General features: G+C 61.5%; 10 protein-coding genes and 1 tRNA gene. All 11 read left to right on the top strand.

Going from position 1 to position 19,016, the window contains the following annotated elements:
• Positions 1-25 precede the first annotated feature (25 nt).
• The 11 genes from ACFELO_RS05540 (at position 26) to rpoC (ending at position 18,948) form a co-directional block, all read left to right on the top strand.
• The gene (locus ACFELO_RS05540; protein WP_440959568.1) at positions 26-2,986 is read left to right on the top strand and encodes a TonB-dependent receptor domain-containing protein; all 2,961 of its coding nucleotides are present in this window, start codon (positions 26-28) and stop codon (positions 2,984-2,986) included.
• A gap of 561 nt (positions 2,987-3,547) precedes the next feature.
• A complete protein-coding gene (locus tag ACFELO_RS05545; protein ID WP_440959569.1) occupies positions 3,548-6,622 on the top strand; it encodes a TonB-dependent receptor domain-containing protein in 3,075 nt (1,024 codons plus the stop codon).
• Between the two features lie 191 nt (positions 6,623-6,813).
• Positions 6,814-6,889: transfer RNA gene (locus ACFELO_RS05550), tRNA-Trp, on the top strand.
• 50 nt (positions 6,890-6,939) lie between these two features.
• Entirely contained in the window at positions 6,940-7,224 is a 285-nt protein-coding gene (gene secE / locus ACFELO_RS05555; protein ID WP_440959570.1) for a preprotein translocase subunit SecE, read from the top strand.
• Positions 7,225-7,229: 5 nt separating this feature from the next.
• Positions 7,230-7,763, top strand: coding sequence for a transcription termination/antitermination protein NusG (gene nusG, locus ACFELO_RS05560; RefSeq protein WP_440959571.1), 534 nt, complete (start codon positions 7,230-7,232; stop codon positions 7,761-7,763).
• Between the two features lie 144 nt (positions 7,764-7,907).
• The gene (gene rplK, locus ACFELO_RS05565) at positions 7,908-8,336 is read left to right on the top strand and encodes a 50S ribosomal protein L11 (protein ID WP_440959572.1); all 429 of its coding nucleotides are present in this window, start codon (positions 7,908-7,910) and stop codon (positions 8,334-8,336) included.
• Between the two features lie 2 nt (positions 8,337-8,338).
• The gene (gene rplA / locus ACFELO_RS05570; protein ID WP_009801147.1) at positions 8,339-9,049 is read left to right on the top strand and encodes a 50S ribosomal protein L1; all 711 of its coding nucleotides are present in this window, start codon (positions 8,339-8,341) and stop codon (positions 9,047-9,049) included.
• 314 nt (positions 9,050-9,363) lie between these two features.
• Positions 9,364-9,879 (top strand): 50S ribosomal protein L10, encoded by a 516-nt coding sequence (gene rplJ / locus ACFELO_RS05575; RefSeq protein WP_440959573.1) that lies wholly within the window; start codon positions 9,364-9,366, stop codon positions 9,877-9,879.
• Positions 9,880-9,929: 50 nt separating this feature from the next.
• Positions 9,930-10,304, top strand: a complete 375-nt coding sequence (gene rplL / locus ACFELO_RS05580; RefSeq protein WP_440959574.1) for a 50S ribosomal protein L7/L12 — start codon at positions 9,930-9,932, stop codon at positions 10,302-10,304.
• Between the two features lie 242 nt (positions 10,305-10,546).
• Entirely contained in the window at positions 10,547-14,626 is a 4,080-nt protein-coding gene (gene rpoB / locus ACFELO_RS05585; protein ID WP_440959575.1) for a DNA-directed RNA polymerase subunit beta, read from the top strand.
• Between the two features lie 107 nt (positions 14,627-14,733).
• Positions 14,734-18,948 carry a DNA-directed RNA polymerase subunit beta' gene (gene rpoC, locus ACFELO_RS05590; RefSeq protein ID WP_440959576.1) on the top strand — a complete coding sequence of 1,405 codons (4,215 nt, stop codon included), beginning with the start codon at positions 14,734-14,736 and terminating at the stop codon, positions 18,946-18,948.
• Positions 18,949-19,016: the final 68 nt, after the last annotated feature.

A 19,016-nucleotide genomic window follows, 5' to 3' on the forward strand; every position in this document is an offset into this window, starting at 1 on the left:
TTTCATATGAAGCGGGGAGATTTTTATGCTTCAAAGCAAAGCACTGGCTCGTAAGCTGCTCTGCGCCACCATGCTGTCCAGCATGGTCGTTGCAGCGCCTGCAGCATTCGCGCAGGAAGACGAGGAAAGCGCCGCGACCGAGACCATTACGGTCACCGGTACGCGTATCCAGGCGCCGAACGTCGTCGCAACCAGCCCGGTGAACTCCATTGGTCAGGAAGAGCTGGATTTCCAGATGACTCCTGAACTGGAGCGGGTGTTCCGTGATCTTCCTGTCACCATTCCGGGCGACGGCGCGAACGTGAACAACGGCACCGCCGGCGCCGCCACGGTCAACCTGCGTGGCCTGGGTTCTGGCCGCTCGCTGATCCTGATCGACGGCAAGCGTATGGTTCCGTACAACTATAACGGCCTTGTCGATATCCAGACGCTCCCGGCTTCCATGGTCGAGCGCATTGATATCGTGACCGGCGGCGCGTCCGCCGTGTACGGTTCTGACGCTATGGCAGGCGCCATCAACTTCATCCTGCGTGATGATTTTGAAGGCCTGGAAGTGTCCGGCACCACCTCGATCACCGAAGATGCTGATGGCGAAGTCTATTCGCTCGACTCCCTGATCGGCACCCAGTTCGACAACGGCGCTGGCCATGTCATGCTCGGCGCGAACTACACGCGTCGTGAGGGCGTGCTGCTGGGCGATCGTGACTTCGGCATCGTGGGCGTCAGCTCCACCAACGGTTCCGGCCTTGACGGCTCGGTCGTTCCGGCTCCGGCGGAATGCGCCAGCCCGAACGTCGTCGGCGTCAGCGGTTCGGGTTCCACCACCTCCATGCCGGCGGTGCTGGACCTGGTTGGCGGCTCCCTGCAGTTCCGTGCGGACGGCTCGCTCGGCGATCGCTGCACGCGCTTCAACTTCAACCCGTACAACTATTACCAGACCCCGCAGGAACGCTACTCGTTCACGACGGTCGGCAACTATGAAATCAACAACCACTTTGATTTCTACACCCGCGCGACCTTCTCTGCGACGAACGTCCGCCAGCAGGTCGCTCCGTCGGGCGTCTTCGGCAACGTGTTCGAAATCCCGCTGATGAACCCGTTCCTGACGGATTCTGCGCGTCAGAGCATCATCGCCAACATCAATGGCGAGCTGGCTGCTGACCCGACCCTGAGCCTGGCTGAAGCGGGCGTCATCGACCGCAACAGCGATGGTCTGCTCGACCTGGGCGACTCCCTCGAAGTGGCGGTCCGCCGTCGTACGCTGGAACTGGGCACCCGCTCTGAAGATTTCGATTCGAACATCTTCCAGATCGTGCTCGGCATGCGCGGCGACCTGTTCTTCGGCGACTGGACCTATGACACCTCGTTCCAGTACGCGGAATCTGACCGTACGACCGTTCGCGGCGGCTACACCAACGTGGCCAACATCGCGACCGCTCTGAACACGATCTCCGATACCCAGTGCGAAACCCCGGACGGCTCGGTGACTGACGGCTGCGTGCCGATGAACATCTTCGGCCCGTTCGGCTCGATCACTCCGGAAGCTGCGGCTTACGGCAGTGCAACGGCTCTGCAACAGCAGCTGTATGATCAGACGGTTGCATCCGCGAGCATCTCCGGCTCGATCCCGCTCACCAGCCCGTTCGCTGAAAACTCTGTGCTGCTGGCGTTCGGCGCCGAGTACCGTGAAGAAAACGGCGCATTCATTCCCGATGAATGCCTGAAGCTTCCGCCGGTCAGCTGCCAAGGCGGCGCAGGCGGCAACCAGCTTCCGATCGCTGGCGGTTTCAGCGTCTATGAAGGCTTCGGCGAAGCCATCATCCCGCTGGTCGAAGGCCGTCAGTTCATGGACAGCCTGCAGGCTGAACTGGGCTTCCGTTACTCCGAGTATGACCCGGGTGAGGGCAACGAAACCTGGAAAGCGGGCCTGAGCTGGGCTGTGAACGATCAGCTGCGCTTCCGCGTCATGCAACAGCAAGCTGTTCGCGCACCGAACGTGGGCGAACTGGCGTCGCCGGTCACCACGGGCCTGGACAACGCTCTGTCTGATCCGTGCTCGTCCACCAATGCCGGCAACATCGACGCCGAACTGCGCGCCCGTTGTATCGCCACCGGCATGCGTGACAGCCAGGTCGGCAATGTGAACGACATCGTGTCGGGTCAGATCAACGTGTTCTCGGGCACCAATCCGACCGCGCTGCCGAGCCCGGAAACCTCCACCTCCTTCACCCTGGGCGCCGTGTGGCAACCGGAGCTGGGCGGTGTGTTCTCCAACACCTCTATCTCGCTCGATTACTATGACATCGAGATCGAGGACTACATCGGCACGCTTTCTGGTCAGGAAGCTCTGGATGCCTGCTACGTGGTCGGCAATGACGCGGCTTGCGCTGGCGTGAACCGTATCAATGGCGGTCTGAGCACTGCAGGTTCCGGTGTTGAAGCCTTCATCACCAACCTCGAATGGCGCAAAGCGGAAGGCCTCGAGCTGTCCGCCTCTACCGACATCGACCTGCCGGAAGGCTTCGGCAGCCTGAATGTCGGCCTGAACGCCAACTATTATCTGGCCAACGAGCGTCTCTCTGCAGAGACCAGCCCGGTGACCGATTGTAACGGCTACTACGGCAAGACCTGTGACCCGGTGCCGGAACTGCGCTTCACGCAGCGTACGACCTGGTCTGCTGGCAGCTATGACGTGAGCCTGCTGTGGCGTCACATCGGTTCGATGGATGTCGAGCCGGGCCAATCGGCTGCACTGTTTGAAGCCTTCCGCTCCATCGACGCTGTGGATTACTTCGATCTCACCGCGCGTTGGTACATGACCGAGAACGTCAACCTGTCGTTTGGCGTGGACAACCTGCTGGACGAGCAGCCGCCGATCGTCGGCTCTGACACCGGCACCACCTCGTTCAACAGCGGCAACACCTTCCCCAGCATGTATGACATTCTGGGCCGCACCTACACCATTGGTGTGAAGGCGAACTTCTAGATCCTCCCGGAGTGATCTGATGAGAGGGGCGGCCCATTGGGCCGCCCCTTTTGTTTTGCCCTCTCAGGAGCTCTCAGGCGCGTTTCGAGGGGTGTCGCCATGTGTCGCCACATATGAGCTGAGTAGGGCTGAGGCGCTTGCTGCGCCATAGGGGAGCGGGGGAAGGGGGGGTGACTCGTCCCCCTGAGGCGGAACGCCGGATCATGCTCAAAGTCAGGACGCGCTCCTTCACTCTAACGGTGTATTCTACCAGTAGTAGCGTTCCAGAGGTTGAAATTCATTACGCCGCCGTAATAGTTACCATTTAGCAACATTGCCACAATCTGGACAAAATCTGTCTATTTTGGTCATAAAACACGATAAATGGCGTATTTGTATCAATCCAAGATGACATAAACGGCAAATTTGCAACACTGGTATTGCGCCTACACGTCACTCTGAAAAGTTCACTTTTAAGGAGAAACAGGCGGCGCCTAACGTGCGCCATCCACTCAGCCATGAGTGCGACCTGTTTTCACGGCCCGTTTGGCGGGCCTTGCCTCAGACTTCGGGGAGACGTGAATGTCCTATAAGAATCTCAAGACTTGGGCGCTGGCCTCAAGCCTGCTCGCCGGCCTCGGCGCTGTCAGTGCTCCGGCTCTGGCCCAGGAAGAGGGCGATAACGCCCAGCAAGACATCATCCAGGTGACCGGCACGCGCATCCAGCGCGGCAACATGACCGAGGCGACCCCGGTCAACACCTTCAACTCCGAACAGTTCGAGCTGTCCGGCGCCGTGAACACCGCCGAACTGCTGCGCACCCTGCCGGCCGTTGGCGTGTCCTCGCTGACCTCCACCAACTCCAACTTCACCGTTGCGTCCTCGGGTGTGAACACCATCGAGCTGCGCAACCTGACCGAAGACCGCACCCTGGTCCTGATGAACGGCCGCCGCTTCGTGGCGGGCCTGCCGGGCACCAACAATGTGGACTTCAACTCCATCCCGACCGAGCTGATCGACCGCGTTGACGTGGTGACCGGCGGCGCGTCTGCGGTTTACGGTTCTGACGCCCTGGCTGGCGTTGTGAACGTGATCCTGAAAGACGACTTCGAAGGCGTCGTGGCCTCTACCCAGGCCGGCATCTCCGACGAAGGCGATGACGAAACCTACCGCGCGTCCGTGACCATGGGCTCGCTCTTTGACCAGGGCCGCGGCTCCGCCGTCATCTCCTCCACCTGGTCGCGTGAAAACGGCGTGTACGCCCGTGACCGTGACGGTCTGGCGTTCGACGGCCTGTCCCGCGCCTATTTCGACCCGACCGTCGAAAACTGGCAGGAAGACGTGATCCCGTATTACTCTTCCTACTCCGAGCGTGGCCGCATCCTGATCCCGGGTCTGACCGCTGCCGGCGCCCCGACCAACGCTGCAAGCCTGGTTTATGATGAGACCACCGGCCAGGTGCGTCCGTTCACCTCTGCGAACGCTGACGGTTCTCCGCTGGACGGCTTCAACCGTCAGGCATACCGCGCCATCGCGGTGCCGACCGAACGTTTCACCTTCTCCTCGCTCGTGAACTACGAAGTGAACGAGAAGATGAACTTCTTCTTCGAAGGCACCTATGCGTCCACCGAGACCTCGTCTTCGCTCGAGCCGTTCGCTCTGGCGTCTGACGATGTGTTCGGCGACAACGCAGCCCAGTTCGTCGATGTTGACGGCGACGGCGTCTATGACCGTTCCACCAACGGCATTTCCATCCTGAACCCGTATGTGCCGCTGGCCATGCGTGAAGCCGCCCGTGAAGCTGCAGACTTCGACGGTGACGGCATCCAGGACATTGCTGACGAAGATCTGGTGGTCGGCTTTGTGCGTCGTATGACAGAAGTCGGTCAGCGTTCCTCTGACAACACCCGTCAGACCGCACGCATCGTGTTCGGTGTGGACGGTGAGCTGACGGAAAACTGGTCCTATGAGGTCAGCGCCAACCTGGGCCGCACCACCCAGTCGCAACGCTCCACCGGTCAGGTCAACGTTCTGAACCTGCGCCAGGCGCTCAACGCGACCACGATCAACGGCGAAATCGTCTGCGCAGACGAAATTGCCCGCGCTCAGGGCTGTGTCCCGGTCAACGTGTTCGGCATGGGTTCGATCTCTCCGGAAGCGGCTGCGTACATCAACGCTCCGTCTTCGCGTCAGGCTGAAATCACCCAGCAAGTCTATCAGGGCTTCCTGTCTGGCGATCTGGGCTTCGCCTCTCCGTTCGCGGAAGAGAATGTCCAGGTTGTCTTCGGTGCGGAATACCGCTCTGAGGAATCCGAGAGCGTTCCGGATGCACTGAGCCAGTCCGGCCTGAACGGCGGCAACGTCTCTCCGGTCGTGCGTGGTGACTTCCAGGTGGCAGAGATCTTCGCCGAAGCGGAACTGCCGCTGGTGCAAGGCCGTCAGTATGTCGAAGACCTGCGTCTGAACCTGTCTGCGCGTGCGTCTGACTACACCACCGTGGGCCAGACCTTCGCCTGGGCTGCAAACCTGCAGTACACCCCGGTGGACATGCTCCGCTTCCGCGCCCAGTACTCTGAATCCGTGCGTGCGCCGAACATTGGCGAACTGTTCCAGCCGCCGGCTGAAACCTTTGAAGGCGCTGATGACGTCTGCGCAGGCCTGACCCTGTCCGGTTCCGACCCGGCCTTCTTCAACGCTTCTGATGACTCCACCTCGGGCATCGATTCCTCCACGGTCAACTCTGCGATCGCTCAAGCTTGCTTCGCGGACCCGTCCGTGGCGGCGCGTGTGAGCCGTGACGGTTTCTACATCCCGACCCAGGGTGAGATTCAGGGCATCGCCGGCTTCAACGGCGGCAACCCGAACCTGTCCGAAGAAAGCGCAACCTCCATCACGCTGGGCGCTGTGTTCTCTCCGGAATTCGGCAACCAGTGGATCGACAACTTCGCTCTGTCTGTTGACTACTTCAACATCGAGATCGAAGACGCCATCTCCGGCATCGGCCGTCAGACGTCTGTGAACCAGTGCTATGACAATGGTTCTGGCGTCTACAACGCCAGCTCGGTCTTCTGCTCCAACATCGTGCGTTACGCTTCCGGCCCGTCTGTCGGCGCCATCAAGGAGCTGAACGCCCTGCAGCAGAACCTGGCGACCATCGAAACCGCCGGCATCGACGTCCAGGCCAGCTACTTCCTGGGCCTGAACGATGTGTTCACCAACTCCAGCTGGGCTCTGGGTGACCTGAACTTCACCCTGACCTACGGTTACCTGGAGAAGTGGGAGCAGGAATCGTTCCCGGGCGCGGACGTGATCGACTACGCCGACACCGCCGGCCTGTTCGAGCACGAAGTCCTGTTCTCCACCGTCTACCGCAACGGTCCGCTGACCGTCGCCTATGACATGAACTGGATGCCGGAAACCCGTCTGGAAGCCACCGGCGACCTGGCTGAAGCCATGGTTCCGTCTGCAACCTTCCAGGACGTGCAAGTGCGATGGGCGTTCGAGAACCAGCTCGAGCTGGTCTTCGGTGTGGACAACCTGACCGACGAGTTCATCAAGTACGGTCAAGGCTTTGACTCCACCGGCACTGGCACCGACGGCGCCATCTACGACGCCATTGGTCGTCGCTGGTATGTGGGTGCGCGCAAGACCTTCTAAGTCTTGAACGAACCTCATATTTGAGGAGCGGCGGGCCTTATGTGAGGCCCGCCGCTTTTTTATGGGAAAAGGGCTTTCCATCCGGGCTCAGGCTCGGTAAAAGACCGGCTTCCGAATAACGGCCCGCTTCGTTTGTGCGCGCGCAATCCCTATATGGAGAGTGCGAGCACGCGCCGCGGGCCGCTGGGTCTAGGGGTGTAGCTCAGCTGGTAGAGCGACGGTCTCCAAAACCGTAGGTCGGGGGTTCGAGCCCCTCCGCCCCTGCCAGGCCCGCAACACGTGATCGGTGACGTGCCGAAGGGAAGATGACGAACGCCATGGCGCGAGACACGAAAAACCGCTCGTCCGGCAAGGCCGGCGCCGCTGGCAAGGCGGGTGCTGCGCAGCCTGCGCCGCCCGCACGCAAGCGGACGACGAGCCCGCTGAAGTTCTTCAGCGAGGTGCGTCAGGAGGGCCGCAAGGTCACCTGGACGTCGCGCAATGAAACCCTGGTCTCCACCATCATGGTGGTGGTCATGGCGTCGTTCGCGGCGCTGTTCTTCTTCGGCGTCGATTCGATCATCGGCTTTGTCGTGAATCTTCTTCTGGGCCTGGGAGGCTGATCGGAATGGCTGCGAAGTGGTACATCGTCCACGCCTATTCCAACTTCGAGAAGAAGGTGGCTGAGGCGATCAAGGCTGAGGCTGCGCTGCAAGGGCTTGAAGACAAGTTCGAAGAAGTGCTCGTGCCGACCGAAGAGGTCGTCGAGGTGCGCCGCGGTCGCAAGATCAACGCAGAGCGCAAATACTTCCCCGGCTATGTGCTGGTGAAAATGGACATGACGGACGAGGCCTACCACCTCGTCAAGGACACCCCGCGAGTGACGGGCTTTCTGGGTTCGGGCCGTCGTCCGACCCCGGTTCCGGAAGCTGAAGTGCGCCGCATCATGGGCCAGATGGAAGAGGACGCCGAGCGTCCGCGTCCGACTGTCTCTTATGAAGTGGGTGAGACCGTGCGCGTCATCGACGGTCACTTCCAGAGCTTTAACGGGCTCGTCGAGGAAGTGGACGACGAAAAGGGCGTGCTCAAGGTCGCCATCAATATTTTCGGCCGGGCCACCCCGGTCGAGCTGGAATACGCTCAGGTCGAGAAGATCGCCTGATCGTAGACTGGTGCGGGAGGTTCCGGCGAAAGACCATGCCGGAGCCGCACCGCGCCGCCCATCGAGAGGAGCCGCGCTTTTCCAAGCGCGGCTTATTGTGCAATCCCCAGGCGTTGCTTGCAGCGCTGTTAGGAGGACAGGGACATGGCGAAGAAGATCGCGGGTTACATCAACCTGCAAGTTCCCGCCGGCGCAGCCAACCCGTCGCCGCCCATCGGGCCGGCGCTGGGTCAGCGCGGTGTGAACATCATGGAATTCTGTAAGGCGTTCAACGCCAAGACCCAAGAGATGGAAAAAGGGATGCCGATCCCGACCACCATCACGGTCTATCAGGATAAATCCTTCACCTTCATCACGAAGACCGCCCCGGCGAGCTTCTTCCTGAAGAAGGCTGCAAAAGTTCAAAAGGGTTCTGGCGAGGCCGGCAAGGCTGCGCCGATCGCCACCGTGACCTCGGCCCAGTGCCGTGAGATCGCGGAAGCGAAATTCAAGGACCTGAACGCAAACGACCTGGATGCCGCGACCAAGATCATTGAAGGGTCTGCGCGCTCCATGGGCTTCGAGGTGGTGTAAGCATGGCCAAGATTGCTAAGCGTATCGCCGCCGGCCGCGAAGGTCTGGACCGCGAAAAACTGCACACCGTCACTGAAGCTGTGAAGCTGGTGAAAGAGCGTGCGACCGCCAAGTTTGACGAAACCATCGAAGTGGCCGTCAATCTGGGTGTTGACCCGCGTCACGCTGACCAGATGGTCCGCGGCGTCGCTAACCTGCCCAACGGCACTGGCCGCTCCATGCGCGTCGCCGTGTTCGCTCGTGGTCCGAAGGCTGATGAAGCCAAGGCTGCTGGCGCCGAAGTCGTGGGTGCGGAAGACCTGGTCGAGCAGATCCAGGGCGGCGAGATCAACTTTGATAAAGTGATCGCCACCCCGGACATGATGCCGCTGGTCGGTCGCCTGGGTAAAGTCCTGGGTCCGCGCGGCATGATGCCGAACCCGAAAGTCGGCACCGTGACCATGGACGTGACCAAAGCGGTCGAAGCGTCCAAGGGCGGCGCTGTTGAATTCCGCGCTGAAAAAGCCGGTATCGTTCACTGCGGCGTCGGCAAGGCAAGCTTCTCTGAAGCCGCCATCGCCGAGAACGTGCGCGCTCTGCTGGAAGCTCTGGTGAAAGCCAAGCCGACCGGCGCCAAGGGCCAGTACGTCAAAGCCATCGCGCTGAGCTCCACCATGGGCCCGGGCGTGAAAGTGGACGTGGCTGAAGCGTCTGCACCGGCGGAAAACGCGTAAGCGTATTCGCTGGACCTGAGTTTCCGTCAGGGCGATCTGATCGTCCTGACGGATGTCCGGACCGGGAAGGGGGCTTCGGCTCCACAAACGGTCCACCTGTCCGAGATCCTGGGGGAGGCCTCGCGCCTCTTAATCCTACCGGCCCCGGGTGAGACAGAGCGACGATCGATACTCTCAGCCTCGCGCTGGAAGGATCGGTTCGAGCCCTGGGACAGGCCAACGCCGCAAGGCGGCCTGATCCGATGTGGAGCAGGCCTTCCTGCGGCGGCTTGAGCGAGCCGTCCATAGGGGGCGGCTCAAAAAGGGAGACCGCAATGGATCGTACGACCAAAGAAGCGGCGGTCGAGGAGCTTTCGGAAATCTTCGAAAGCGCCGGATCCGTCGTGCTGACCCGTTATTCGGGTCTTACCGTTGCGGAAATGACCAAGCTGCGTGGTGATCTGCGTGCGGTTGGCGGCAAACTCAAAGTTGTCCGCAACCGTCTCGCCAAGATCGCGCTGAAGGGTCAGAAAGGCGAGGCCGCCTCCGACATGTTCGAAGGCCCGGTCGCAATCGCTTATTCTGAGGACTTCACGGCTGCGCCGAAAGTTGTCGTGGAATTCGCCAAGTCGAACGACAAGTTCGACCTGGTGGGCGGCTTCATGGAAGAGGAAATCTTCGACGCCAAAGGCATCGAAGCACTCTCCAAACTGCCGTCTCGCGAAGAGCTTATCGGCGCCATCGCGGGTCGTCTCCTGGGCCAAGCTGGCGAAATCGTCTCGCGCATCACCGCGCCGGGCAACACGCTGGCCGCTCAGATCGAGACCATCCGGGAAAAAGCCGAAGCCTAGTCGTCTCTGCACATCGAACCGATACCCTGATTACCGCAAGGAACTGAACCATGGCTGATATCGCCAAACTCTGCGAAGAACTGCTGTCGCTGACCATCCTGGAAGCGAAAGAACTCAACGACCTTCTCGAAGAAAAAGGCATCAAGCCGGCCGCCGCTGCTGTGGCCGTTGCTGGCCCGGCTGCTGGTGGCGACGCTGCCGCTGCAGAAGAGAAAGACGAGTTCGACGTGATCCTGGTCGACGCTGGCGACAAGAAAATCAACGTCATCAAAGAAGTCCGCGCCATCACCGGCCTGGGCCTCAAAGAAGCCAAGGAACTGGTTGAAGCCGGCGGCAAAGCCGTCAAAGAAGGCGCAGCCAAGGCCGAAGCTGAAGACATCAAGAAGAAGCTCGAAGAAGCAGGCGCTAAAGTCGAGCTCAAGTAAGGCGTGTTCGGGCCGGACTTGGTTCTGGCCCGAAGACGTAATACGACGTACGGGCGCGCGGGGATTCCCGCGCGCCCGTCACGCCGTTAAAGTTTCCTCTGCAGGTCGTTCCGTTCTGGGGCCTGCAGGCGGACCGCGACGGAACACCCCTCGTTCCAGGCGCGGTTTACCAGAGCGGGTCTTGGGGGACCTTGGGGTCCTAACGCAAGCGCCAGGCTGTAGAGCCTGCGAAGGGAGCGGAAATGGGTCTGTCGTTTACCGGCAAGAAGCGCATTCGCAAATCGTTCGGCCGTATTCCCGGTGCGGTCGAGATGCCGAACCTCATCGAGGTTCAGAAGCATTCCTATGAACAGTTCCTGATGAAGGACACCGCCATTGCGGACCGCCCGGATGAAGGGCTGCAGGCGGTGTTCAAATCCGTCTTCCCGGTGAAGGACTTCTCCGAGCGCGCTCTGCTTGAGTTCGTCTCCTACGAATTCGAACCCCCCAAATACGACGTTGAAGAATGCGTCCAGCGCGACATGACCTATGCAGCTCCGCTGAAGGTCAAGATGCGCCTGATCGTCTTTGATGTGGACGAGGAAACCGGCTCCAAGTCCGTCAAGGACATCAAGGAGCAGGACGTCTATATGGGCGATATCCCGCTCATGACCGACAAGGGCACGTTCATCGTCAACGGCACCGAGCGCGTCATCGTCTCCCAGATGCACCGCAGCCCGGGCGTATTCTTTGACCATGACCGCGGCAAGACCCACGCGTCTGGCAAATACCTGTTCGCCGCCCGGATCATTCCGTATCGCGGCTCCTGGCTGGACTTCGAGTTCGACGCCAAGGACATCCTGCACGTGCGCATCGACCGCCGCCGCAAGCTGCCGGCGACGACGCTTCTGTATGCGCTCGGCCTCGACAAGGAAGAGATCCTGTCCACCTTCTATGGTCGCGTGACCTATGAAGCGGGCAAGGACGGCTGGACCATGCCGTTCGTGAAGGAACGCTGGCGCGGGATCAAACCGCAGCGCGACCTGATCGACGCCAAGTCCGGTGAAGTGGTTGCTGCTGCTGGCAAGAAGATCTCTGCGCGCGCCGCCAACAAGATGGCCGAGGACGGTCTCGAAAACCTGCTGGTCTCTTCTGAAGAGCTGATGGGCAAGTTCGCGGCCGAAGACCTCGTGAACGTTGAAACCGGTGAAATCTTCGCCGAAGCCGGCGACGAGCTGACCGAAGAAGTGATCAACGCGATCAACGAAGCCGGTGTCGACAGCCTCGACATTCTGGACATCGATGGCCTGTCCATCGGCGGCCACATGCGCACCACGCTGGCGGCTGACAAGAACGACAACCGTGAGCAGGCGCTGATCGACATCTATCGCGTCATGCGCCCGGGCGAGCCGCCGACGCCGGAAACGGCTGAAGCGCTGTTCGCGGGTCTGTTCTTCGATCCGGAACGCTATGACCTGTCTCCGGTCGGCCGCGTGAAAATGAACATGCGTCTGGACCTTGAGTGCCCGGACGATGTCCGCGTGCTCCGTCAGGAAGACATCATTGAAGTGCTGCGCGTCCTTCTGGACCTGCGGGACGGCAAGGGTGAGATCGACGACATCGACAACCTGGGCAACCGTCGCGTCCGCTCCGTGGGCGAGCTGATGGAAAACCAGTATCGCGTCGGCCTGCTGCGCATGGAACGCGCCATCAAGGAGCGTATGGGCTCGGTCGATATCGAGACCGTGATGCCGCACGACCTGGTCAACGCCAAGCCGGCGGCCGCCGCCGTGCGCGAATTCTTCGGCTCCTCGCAGCTGTCGCAATTCATGGACCAGACCAACCCTCTGTCGGAAGTCACCCACAAGCGCCGCATGTCGGCGCTTGGCCCGGGCGGCCTGACCCGTGAGCGCGCCGGCTTCGAAGTCCGCGACGTGCACCCGACCCACTATGGCCGGATCTGCCCGATTGAAACGCCGGAAGGCCCGAACATCGGTCTGATCAACTCGCTGTCCACCTATGCGCGCGTGAACAAGTACGGCTTCATCGAGAGCCCGTACCGCAAGGTCGAGAACGGCAAGCTGACCGATCAGGTGGATTACCTGTCCGCGATGCAGGAAAGCCGCTTCTCCATCGCGCAGGCGAACGCCGGCGTGGACGAGAACGGCATGCTGGCGAACGAGTTCGTCAACTGCCGCGTGGGTCCGGGCCGTGACGCCACCCTCGTGCCCCGTGAAGACGTGGACTATATCGACGTGTCGCCCAAGCAGGTGGTGTCGGTTGCGGCCTCGCTCATTCCGTTCCTGGAAAATGACGACGCCAACCGCGCTCTGATGGGCTCGAACATGCAACGCCAGGCCGTGCCGCTCGTCAAAGCGGAAGCTCCGCTTGTGGGCACCGGCATGGAAGCTGTCGTGGCGCGCGACTCCGGCGCCGCCGTCGCTGCGCGTCGGGATGGTGTGGTCGAGCAGGTGGACGCCCAGCGTATCGTGGTCCGTGCGACCGGCGAGATCGGCGCGGCGGAATCCGGCGTCGACATCTATCGTCTGTCCAAATTCCAGCGCTCCAACCAGTCCACCGCGATCAACCAGCGTCCGATCGTGCGCGTGGGCGACCTGGTGCGTTCAGGCGACATCATCGCGGACGGTCCGTCGACCGATCTTGGCGATCTGGCGCTCGGCCGGAACGTGCTCGTCGCGTTCATGCCGTGGAATGGCTACAACTTCGAGGACTCCATCCTCATCTCCGAGCGTATCGTGCGTGACGACGTGTTCACCTCGGTGCACCTGGAAGAGTTCGAGGTCATGGCCCGCGACACCAAGCTGGGCCCGGAAGAGATCACCCGCGACATCCCGAACGTCGGCGAGGAAGCCCTGCGCAACCTCGACGAAGCGGGCATCGTGGCGATCGGCGCCGAAGTGGAAGCCGGCGACATTCTGGTGGGCAAGGTGACGCCGAAAGGCGAAAGCCCGATGACCCCGGAAGAGAAGCTGCTGCGCGCCATCTTCGGTGAGAAGGCGTCTGACGTGCGCGACACCTCGCTGCGTCTGCCGCCGGGCACCACCGGCACCATCGTGGAAGTCCGCGTCTTCAACCGTCACGGTGTGGACAAGGACGAACGCGCCATCGCCATCGAGCGTGAAGAGATCGAACGTCTGGGTGAAGACCGGGACGACGAGCTCGCCATCCTCGAGCGCGACATCTATGGCCGTCTGCGTGAAATCCTGATCGGCAAGTCCGCCGTGTCGGGGCCGAAAGGCTTCAAGAAGGGCGAAGTCACCGCTGAGGCGCTGGAAGAGGTTCCGGCCAGCCAGTGGTGGAAAGTCGGCCTTGAAGACGAAGCCGCCATGGCAGGCGTCGAGGCTCTGAAGAAGCAGTACGATGAGTCCAAGGCTCGCCTGGATCGTCGCTTCGAGGACAAGGTCGAGAAGCTGCAACGCGGCGACGAGATGCCCCCGGGCGTGATGAAGATGGTCAAGGTGTTCGTGGCGGTGAAGCGCAAGCTGCAACCGGGCGACAAGATGGCCGGCCGTCACGGCAACAAGGGTGTTATCTCCAAGATCAACCCGATCGAGGACATGCCCTTCCTGGAAGACGGCACGTCTGTCGACATCGTTCTGAACCCGCTGGGCGTGCCGTCGCGCATGAACGTGGGTCAGATCCTGGAAACCCATCTGGGCTGGGCCTGTAAGGGTCTGGGTCGCCAGATCGGCGAAGCCTATGAAGCGTACAAGCGCAATGGCGACCAGGGCGATCTGAACCAGATGCTGATCAAGGCCTATGGCGAAGATCAGGAGCTGCCGGAGACCGAGGAAGAGCGCGCCGAACTGGGCCGCAACCTCGCGAATGGCGTTCCGATCGCGACCCCGGTCTTTGACGGCGCGCGTGAAGACGACATTGTTGATCACCTGCAACGTGCGGGCTTTGACAAGTCAGGTCAGTCGACCCTGTATGACGGCCGGACGGGCGACCAGTTCAAGCGTCCCGTCACCGTGGGCATCAAGTACCTGCTGAAGCTGCACCACCTGGTGGACGACAAGATCCACGCTCGCTCCATCGGCCCGTACTCGCTCGTCACCCAGCAACCGCTGGGCGGCAAGGCGCAGTTCGGCGGCCAGCGCTTCGGCGAGATGGAAGTGTGGGCGCTGCAGGCTTACGGCGCCGCCTACACCCTGCAGGAAATGCTGACGGTGAAGTCGGACGACGTGGCGGGCCGCACCAAGGTCTACGAGGCCATTGTGCGCGGCGACAACGCCTTCGAAGCCGGCATCCCGGAAAGCTTCAACGTGCTGGTCAAGGAAATGCGTTCGCTTGGTCTGAATGTGGAGCTGGTCAACCAGTAGGCTGACCGGATCAGACAAGAGAGCGAGCGATCGCGTAGCGGATATCAGGCGGCGGGCCCGGCCCCCTCACACCGGCCCCGCCGCCGCCACCGTCAAGGAGACGGACCATGAACCAAGAGGTCATGAACATCTTCAATCCCTCCGCCGAAGGCCCGTCCTTCGACCGGATCCGGATTTCGCTGGCCAGCCCGGAGAAGATTCTCTCCTGGTCCTTCGGCGAAGTGAAGAAGCCCGAAACCATCAACTACCGCACGTTCAAGCCTGAACGTGACGGCCTGTTCTGCGCCCGTATTTTCGGCCCGATCAAGGACTATGAGTGCCTGTGCGGCAAGTACAAGCGCATCAAGTACAAGGGCATTATCTGCGAGAAATGCGGCGTTGAAGTCACCCTGGCGCGCGTGCGCCGTGAGCGCATGGGCCATATCGAGCTCGCTGCGCCGGTGGCTCACATCTGGTTCCTGAAATCACTGCCGTCCCGGATCGCGCTGTTCCTGGACATGGCCCTCAAGGATGTGGAGCGCGTGCTCTACTTTGAAGGCTATGTGGTGATCGAGCCGGGCCTGACCCCGCTTCAGAAAAACCAGATCCTCACCGAGGAAGAGTATTACGAAGCCGTCGACGAGTACGGCGAGGACGCCTTCACCGCCGGCATCGGCGCGGAAGCCATCCGTGAAATCCTCTCCACGATGGATCTGGAAAAAGAAGTGGAGCAAATGCGCGAGGAGATGGGTGAAACCGGCTCCGAGCTGAAGCTGAAAAAGCTCGCCAAGCGCACCAAGCTCATCGAATCCTTCATGCTTTCCGGCAACAAGCCGGAATGGATGATCCTGACCATCGTGCCGGTCATTCCGCCGGAACTGCGCCCGCTCGTCCCGCTGGACGGCGGCCGGTTCGCCACGTCGGACCTCAATGACCTGTATCGCCGCGTCATCAACCGGAACAACCGCCTCAAGCGCCTCATCGAGCTGCGCGCGCCGGACATCATCATCCGTAACGAAAAGCGGATGCTGCAGGAATCCGTCGACGCCCTGTTCGACAACGGCCGTCGTGGCCGCGTGATCACCGGCGCCAACAAGCGTCCGCTGAAATCGCTGTCCGACATGCTCAAGGGCAAGCAGGGCCGGTTCCGTCAGAACCTGCTCGGCAAGCGCGTGGACTATTCAGGTCGTTCCGTGATCGTGGTGGGCCCGGAGCTGAAACTGCACGAATGCGGTCTTCCCAAGAAGATGGCGCTCGAGCTGTTCAAGCCGTTCATCTATGCGCGTCTGGACGCCAAGGGCCTGTCGGGTACCGTCAAGCAGTCCAAGAAGATGGTGGAAAAAGAGCGTCCGGAAGTCTGGGACGTTCTGGATGAAGTCATCCGCGAACACCCGGTCATGCTGAACCGTGCGCCGACCCTGCACCGTCTGGGCATTCAGGCGTTCGAACCCAAGCTGATCGAGGGCAAGGCCATCCAGCTTCACCCGCTGGTCTGCGCCGCGTTCAACGCCGACTTCGACGGCGACCAGATGGCCGTGCACGTGCCGCTGAGCCTTGAGGCCCAGCTGGAAGCGCGCGTCCTGATGATGTCGACGAACAACATCCTGTCGCCCGCCAACGGCAAACCGATCATCGTTCCGTCCCAGGATATCGTGCTGGGCCTGTACTACCTGTCCATCGTCAAGGACGGCGAGCCGGGCGAGGGCATGGTCTTCGGCACCATGGGCGAGATCGAGGCTGCGCTGGATTCCGGCGTCGTGACCCTGCACGCCAAGGTCAAGGCGCGCTATTCCGGCGTTGACCGCGAAGGCAATGAATACACCAAGGTGATCGACACCACGCCGGGCCGCATGAAGCTGCTCGAGCACCTGCCCAAGCACCCTGAAGTGCAGCCGGACGTGCTCGATGGTCTGCTGACCAAGAAAGCCGTCGGCGGCCTGATCGACATCGTCTATCGTCACACCGGCCAGAAATCGACCGTGATTTTCTGCGACAAGATCATGGCCCTGGGCTTCAAGGAAGCGGCGCGCGCCGGCATTTCCTTCGGCAAGGACGACATGCTGATCCCGGACGCCAAGAAGGATCTCGTGGGTGAAACCCGCGCCCTGGTTGGCGATTACGAGCAACAGTATGTGGACGGTCTGATCACCAAGGGTGAGAAGTACAACAAGGTCGTCGACGCCTGGGCGAAGTGCACCGACAAGGTTGCGGACGCCATGTATGACGAGATCTCCAAACCCGTTAAGGCCGAAGACGGTCGCGACGGCGAGGTGAACTCGGTCTACATGATGGCCCACTCCGGCGCCCGGGGGTCCAAGAACCAGATGAAACAGCTCGCCGGGATGCGGGGCCTGATGGCCCGTCCGGACGGCTCGATCATCGAGACGCCGATCATCTCGAACTTCAAAGAGGGCCTGACGGTTCTGGAGTACTTCAACTCCACCCACGGCGCTCGTAAGGGTCTGGCGGACACCGCGCTGAAGACGGCGAACTCGGGTTATCTGACCCGTCGTCTCGTCGACGTGGCGCAGGACTGCATCGTCACCGAGTTTGATTGCGGCACGTCTCAGGGCATCACCCTGGGCGCCGTGGTCAATGGCGGCGACATCGTCGAGCCTCTCAGCCAGCGCGTTCTGGGCCGTCACACCGCGGAAGCGGTCAAGGATCCGTCCTCGGGCGAGGTTCTGGCGCCGGCCGACACCTATCTGGATGAAGAGCTGGCCCAGGCGCTTGAAGACGCCGGCGTCAGCACCATCAAGGTGCGTTCGCCGCTGACCTGTGAAACCCGCATCGGCGTTTGCGCGACCTGTTACGGTCGTGACCTGGCGCGCGGCACCAAGGTGAATATGGGTGAAGCGATCGGCGTGATCGCGGCCCAGTCCATCGGCGAGCCGGGCACCCAGCTGACCATGCGGACCTTCCACATCGGTGGTACAGCGCAGGTGTCCGAGCAGTCCTTCATCGAAGCCACCCACGAGGGCAAGGTCGCCTTTGTGGAGCGCAATACGGTGCAGGCCTCTGACGGCTCCTTCATCGTGATGAGCCGGAACATGCAGGTTCAGGTCACCGACAATGACGGCAACCCGCTCGAGACCTACAAGCTGCAATACGGGGCAAAGCTGCGCGTGGATGCGGGCGAGAAGGTCAAGCGCGGCGCGCGTCTGGCCGAGTGGGACCCGTACACCATGCCGATCGTCACCGAGGCCGGCGGCCGGGTGAAGCTGATCGATGTCATCGACGGCCTGTCGGTGAAGGAAGATACGGACGAAGCCACCGGCATCGCCTCCAAGGTGGTTGTCGACTGGCGCGGCACGGGGTCCAAATCCAACTCGATCCAGCCCGCCATGGTCGTCACCGACGAGAATGGCGAGCCGGTCAAGTTGTCCGACAAGCCGGCCAACTACATGCTCTCGGTGGGCGCCATTCTCTCCGTCAATGACGGCGACATGGTCCAGCCGGGCGATGTTCTGGCCCGTATTCCGACCGAAGGCGCAAAGACCCGCGACATCACCGGGGGTCTGCCGCGTGTGGCGGAGCTGTTCGAAGCGCGTCGTCCGAAAGACCACGCCGTCATCGCCGAGATGACCGGCCGCGTCGAATTCGGTCGCGACTACAAGAACAAGCGCCGTATCTCCATCACGCCTGAAGGGGATGATGCGGAGCCGGTGGAATATCTGGTGCCGAAGGGCAAACACCTGACGGTCCAGGAAGGCGACATTATCCAGCGCGGCGAGTATCTGCTCGACGGCAACCCGGCCCCGCACGACATTCTGCGGATCCTGGGCGTTGAAGCGCTGGCTGACTACCTGATCAACGAGATCCAGGAAGTCTATCGTCTGCAGGGCGTGCCGATTAACGACAAGCACATCGAAGTGATTGTCCGGCAGATGCTGCAGAAGATGGAAGTCACCCATCCGGGCGATTCTCCGTATCTGGTCGGCGAACAGGTCGACAAGATCGAATGGCTCGAAACCAACGAGAAGCTGGAAGCGGAAGGCAAGCGCATCTCCGTGGCGGACCCGGTTCTGCTGGGCATCACCAAGGCGTCGCTGCAGACCCGCTCCTTCATCTCCGCGGCCTCCTTCCAGGAGACCACCCGCGTGCTCACCGAGGCTTCGGTGCAGGGCAAGGTGGACACCCTTGAGGGCCTGAAAGAGAACGTCATCGTGGGCCGCCTGATCCCGGCGGGCACGGGCTCCATGATGCGTGAGTATCAGGTTGAGGCCGATGCGCGTGACGAAGCGCGGATCGCTGAACAGAAGAAAGCCGTGGATTCCGGTGATGAGGCCCTGCCGGCCGAAATCGCGGAAGCCGCTGCTGAAGAGGCTCAAAGCGAAGACTAGGTCTGTCGCTCAGATCTGAAGCTCAAAGCCCGCCAGCATATGCTGGCGGGCTTTTTGTTTGATGATGG

Origin of the sequence: Oceanicaulis sp. LC35 (assembly GCF_052055585.1) — a bacterium.
In the GTDB taxonomy this organism is placed as follows: domain Bacteria; phylum Pseudomonadota; class Alphaproteobacteria; order Caulobacterales; family Maricaulaceae; genus Oceanicaulis.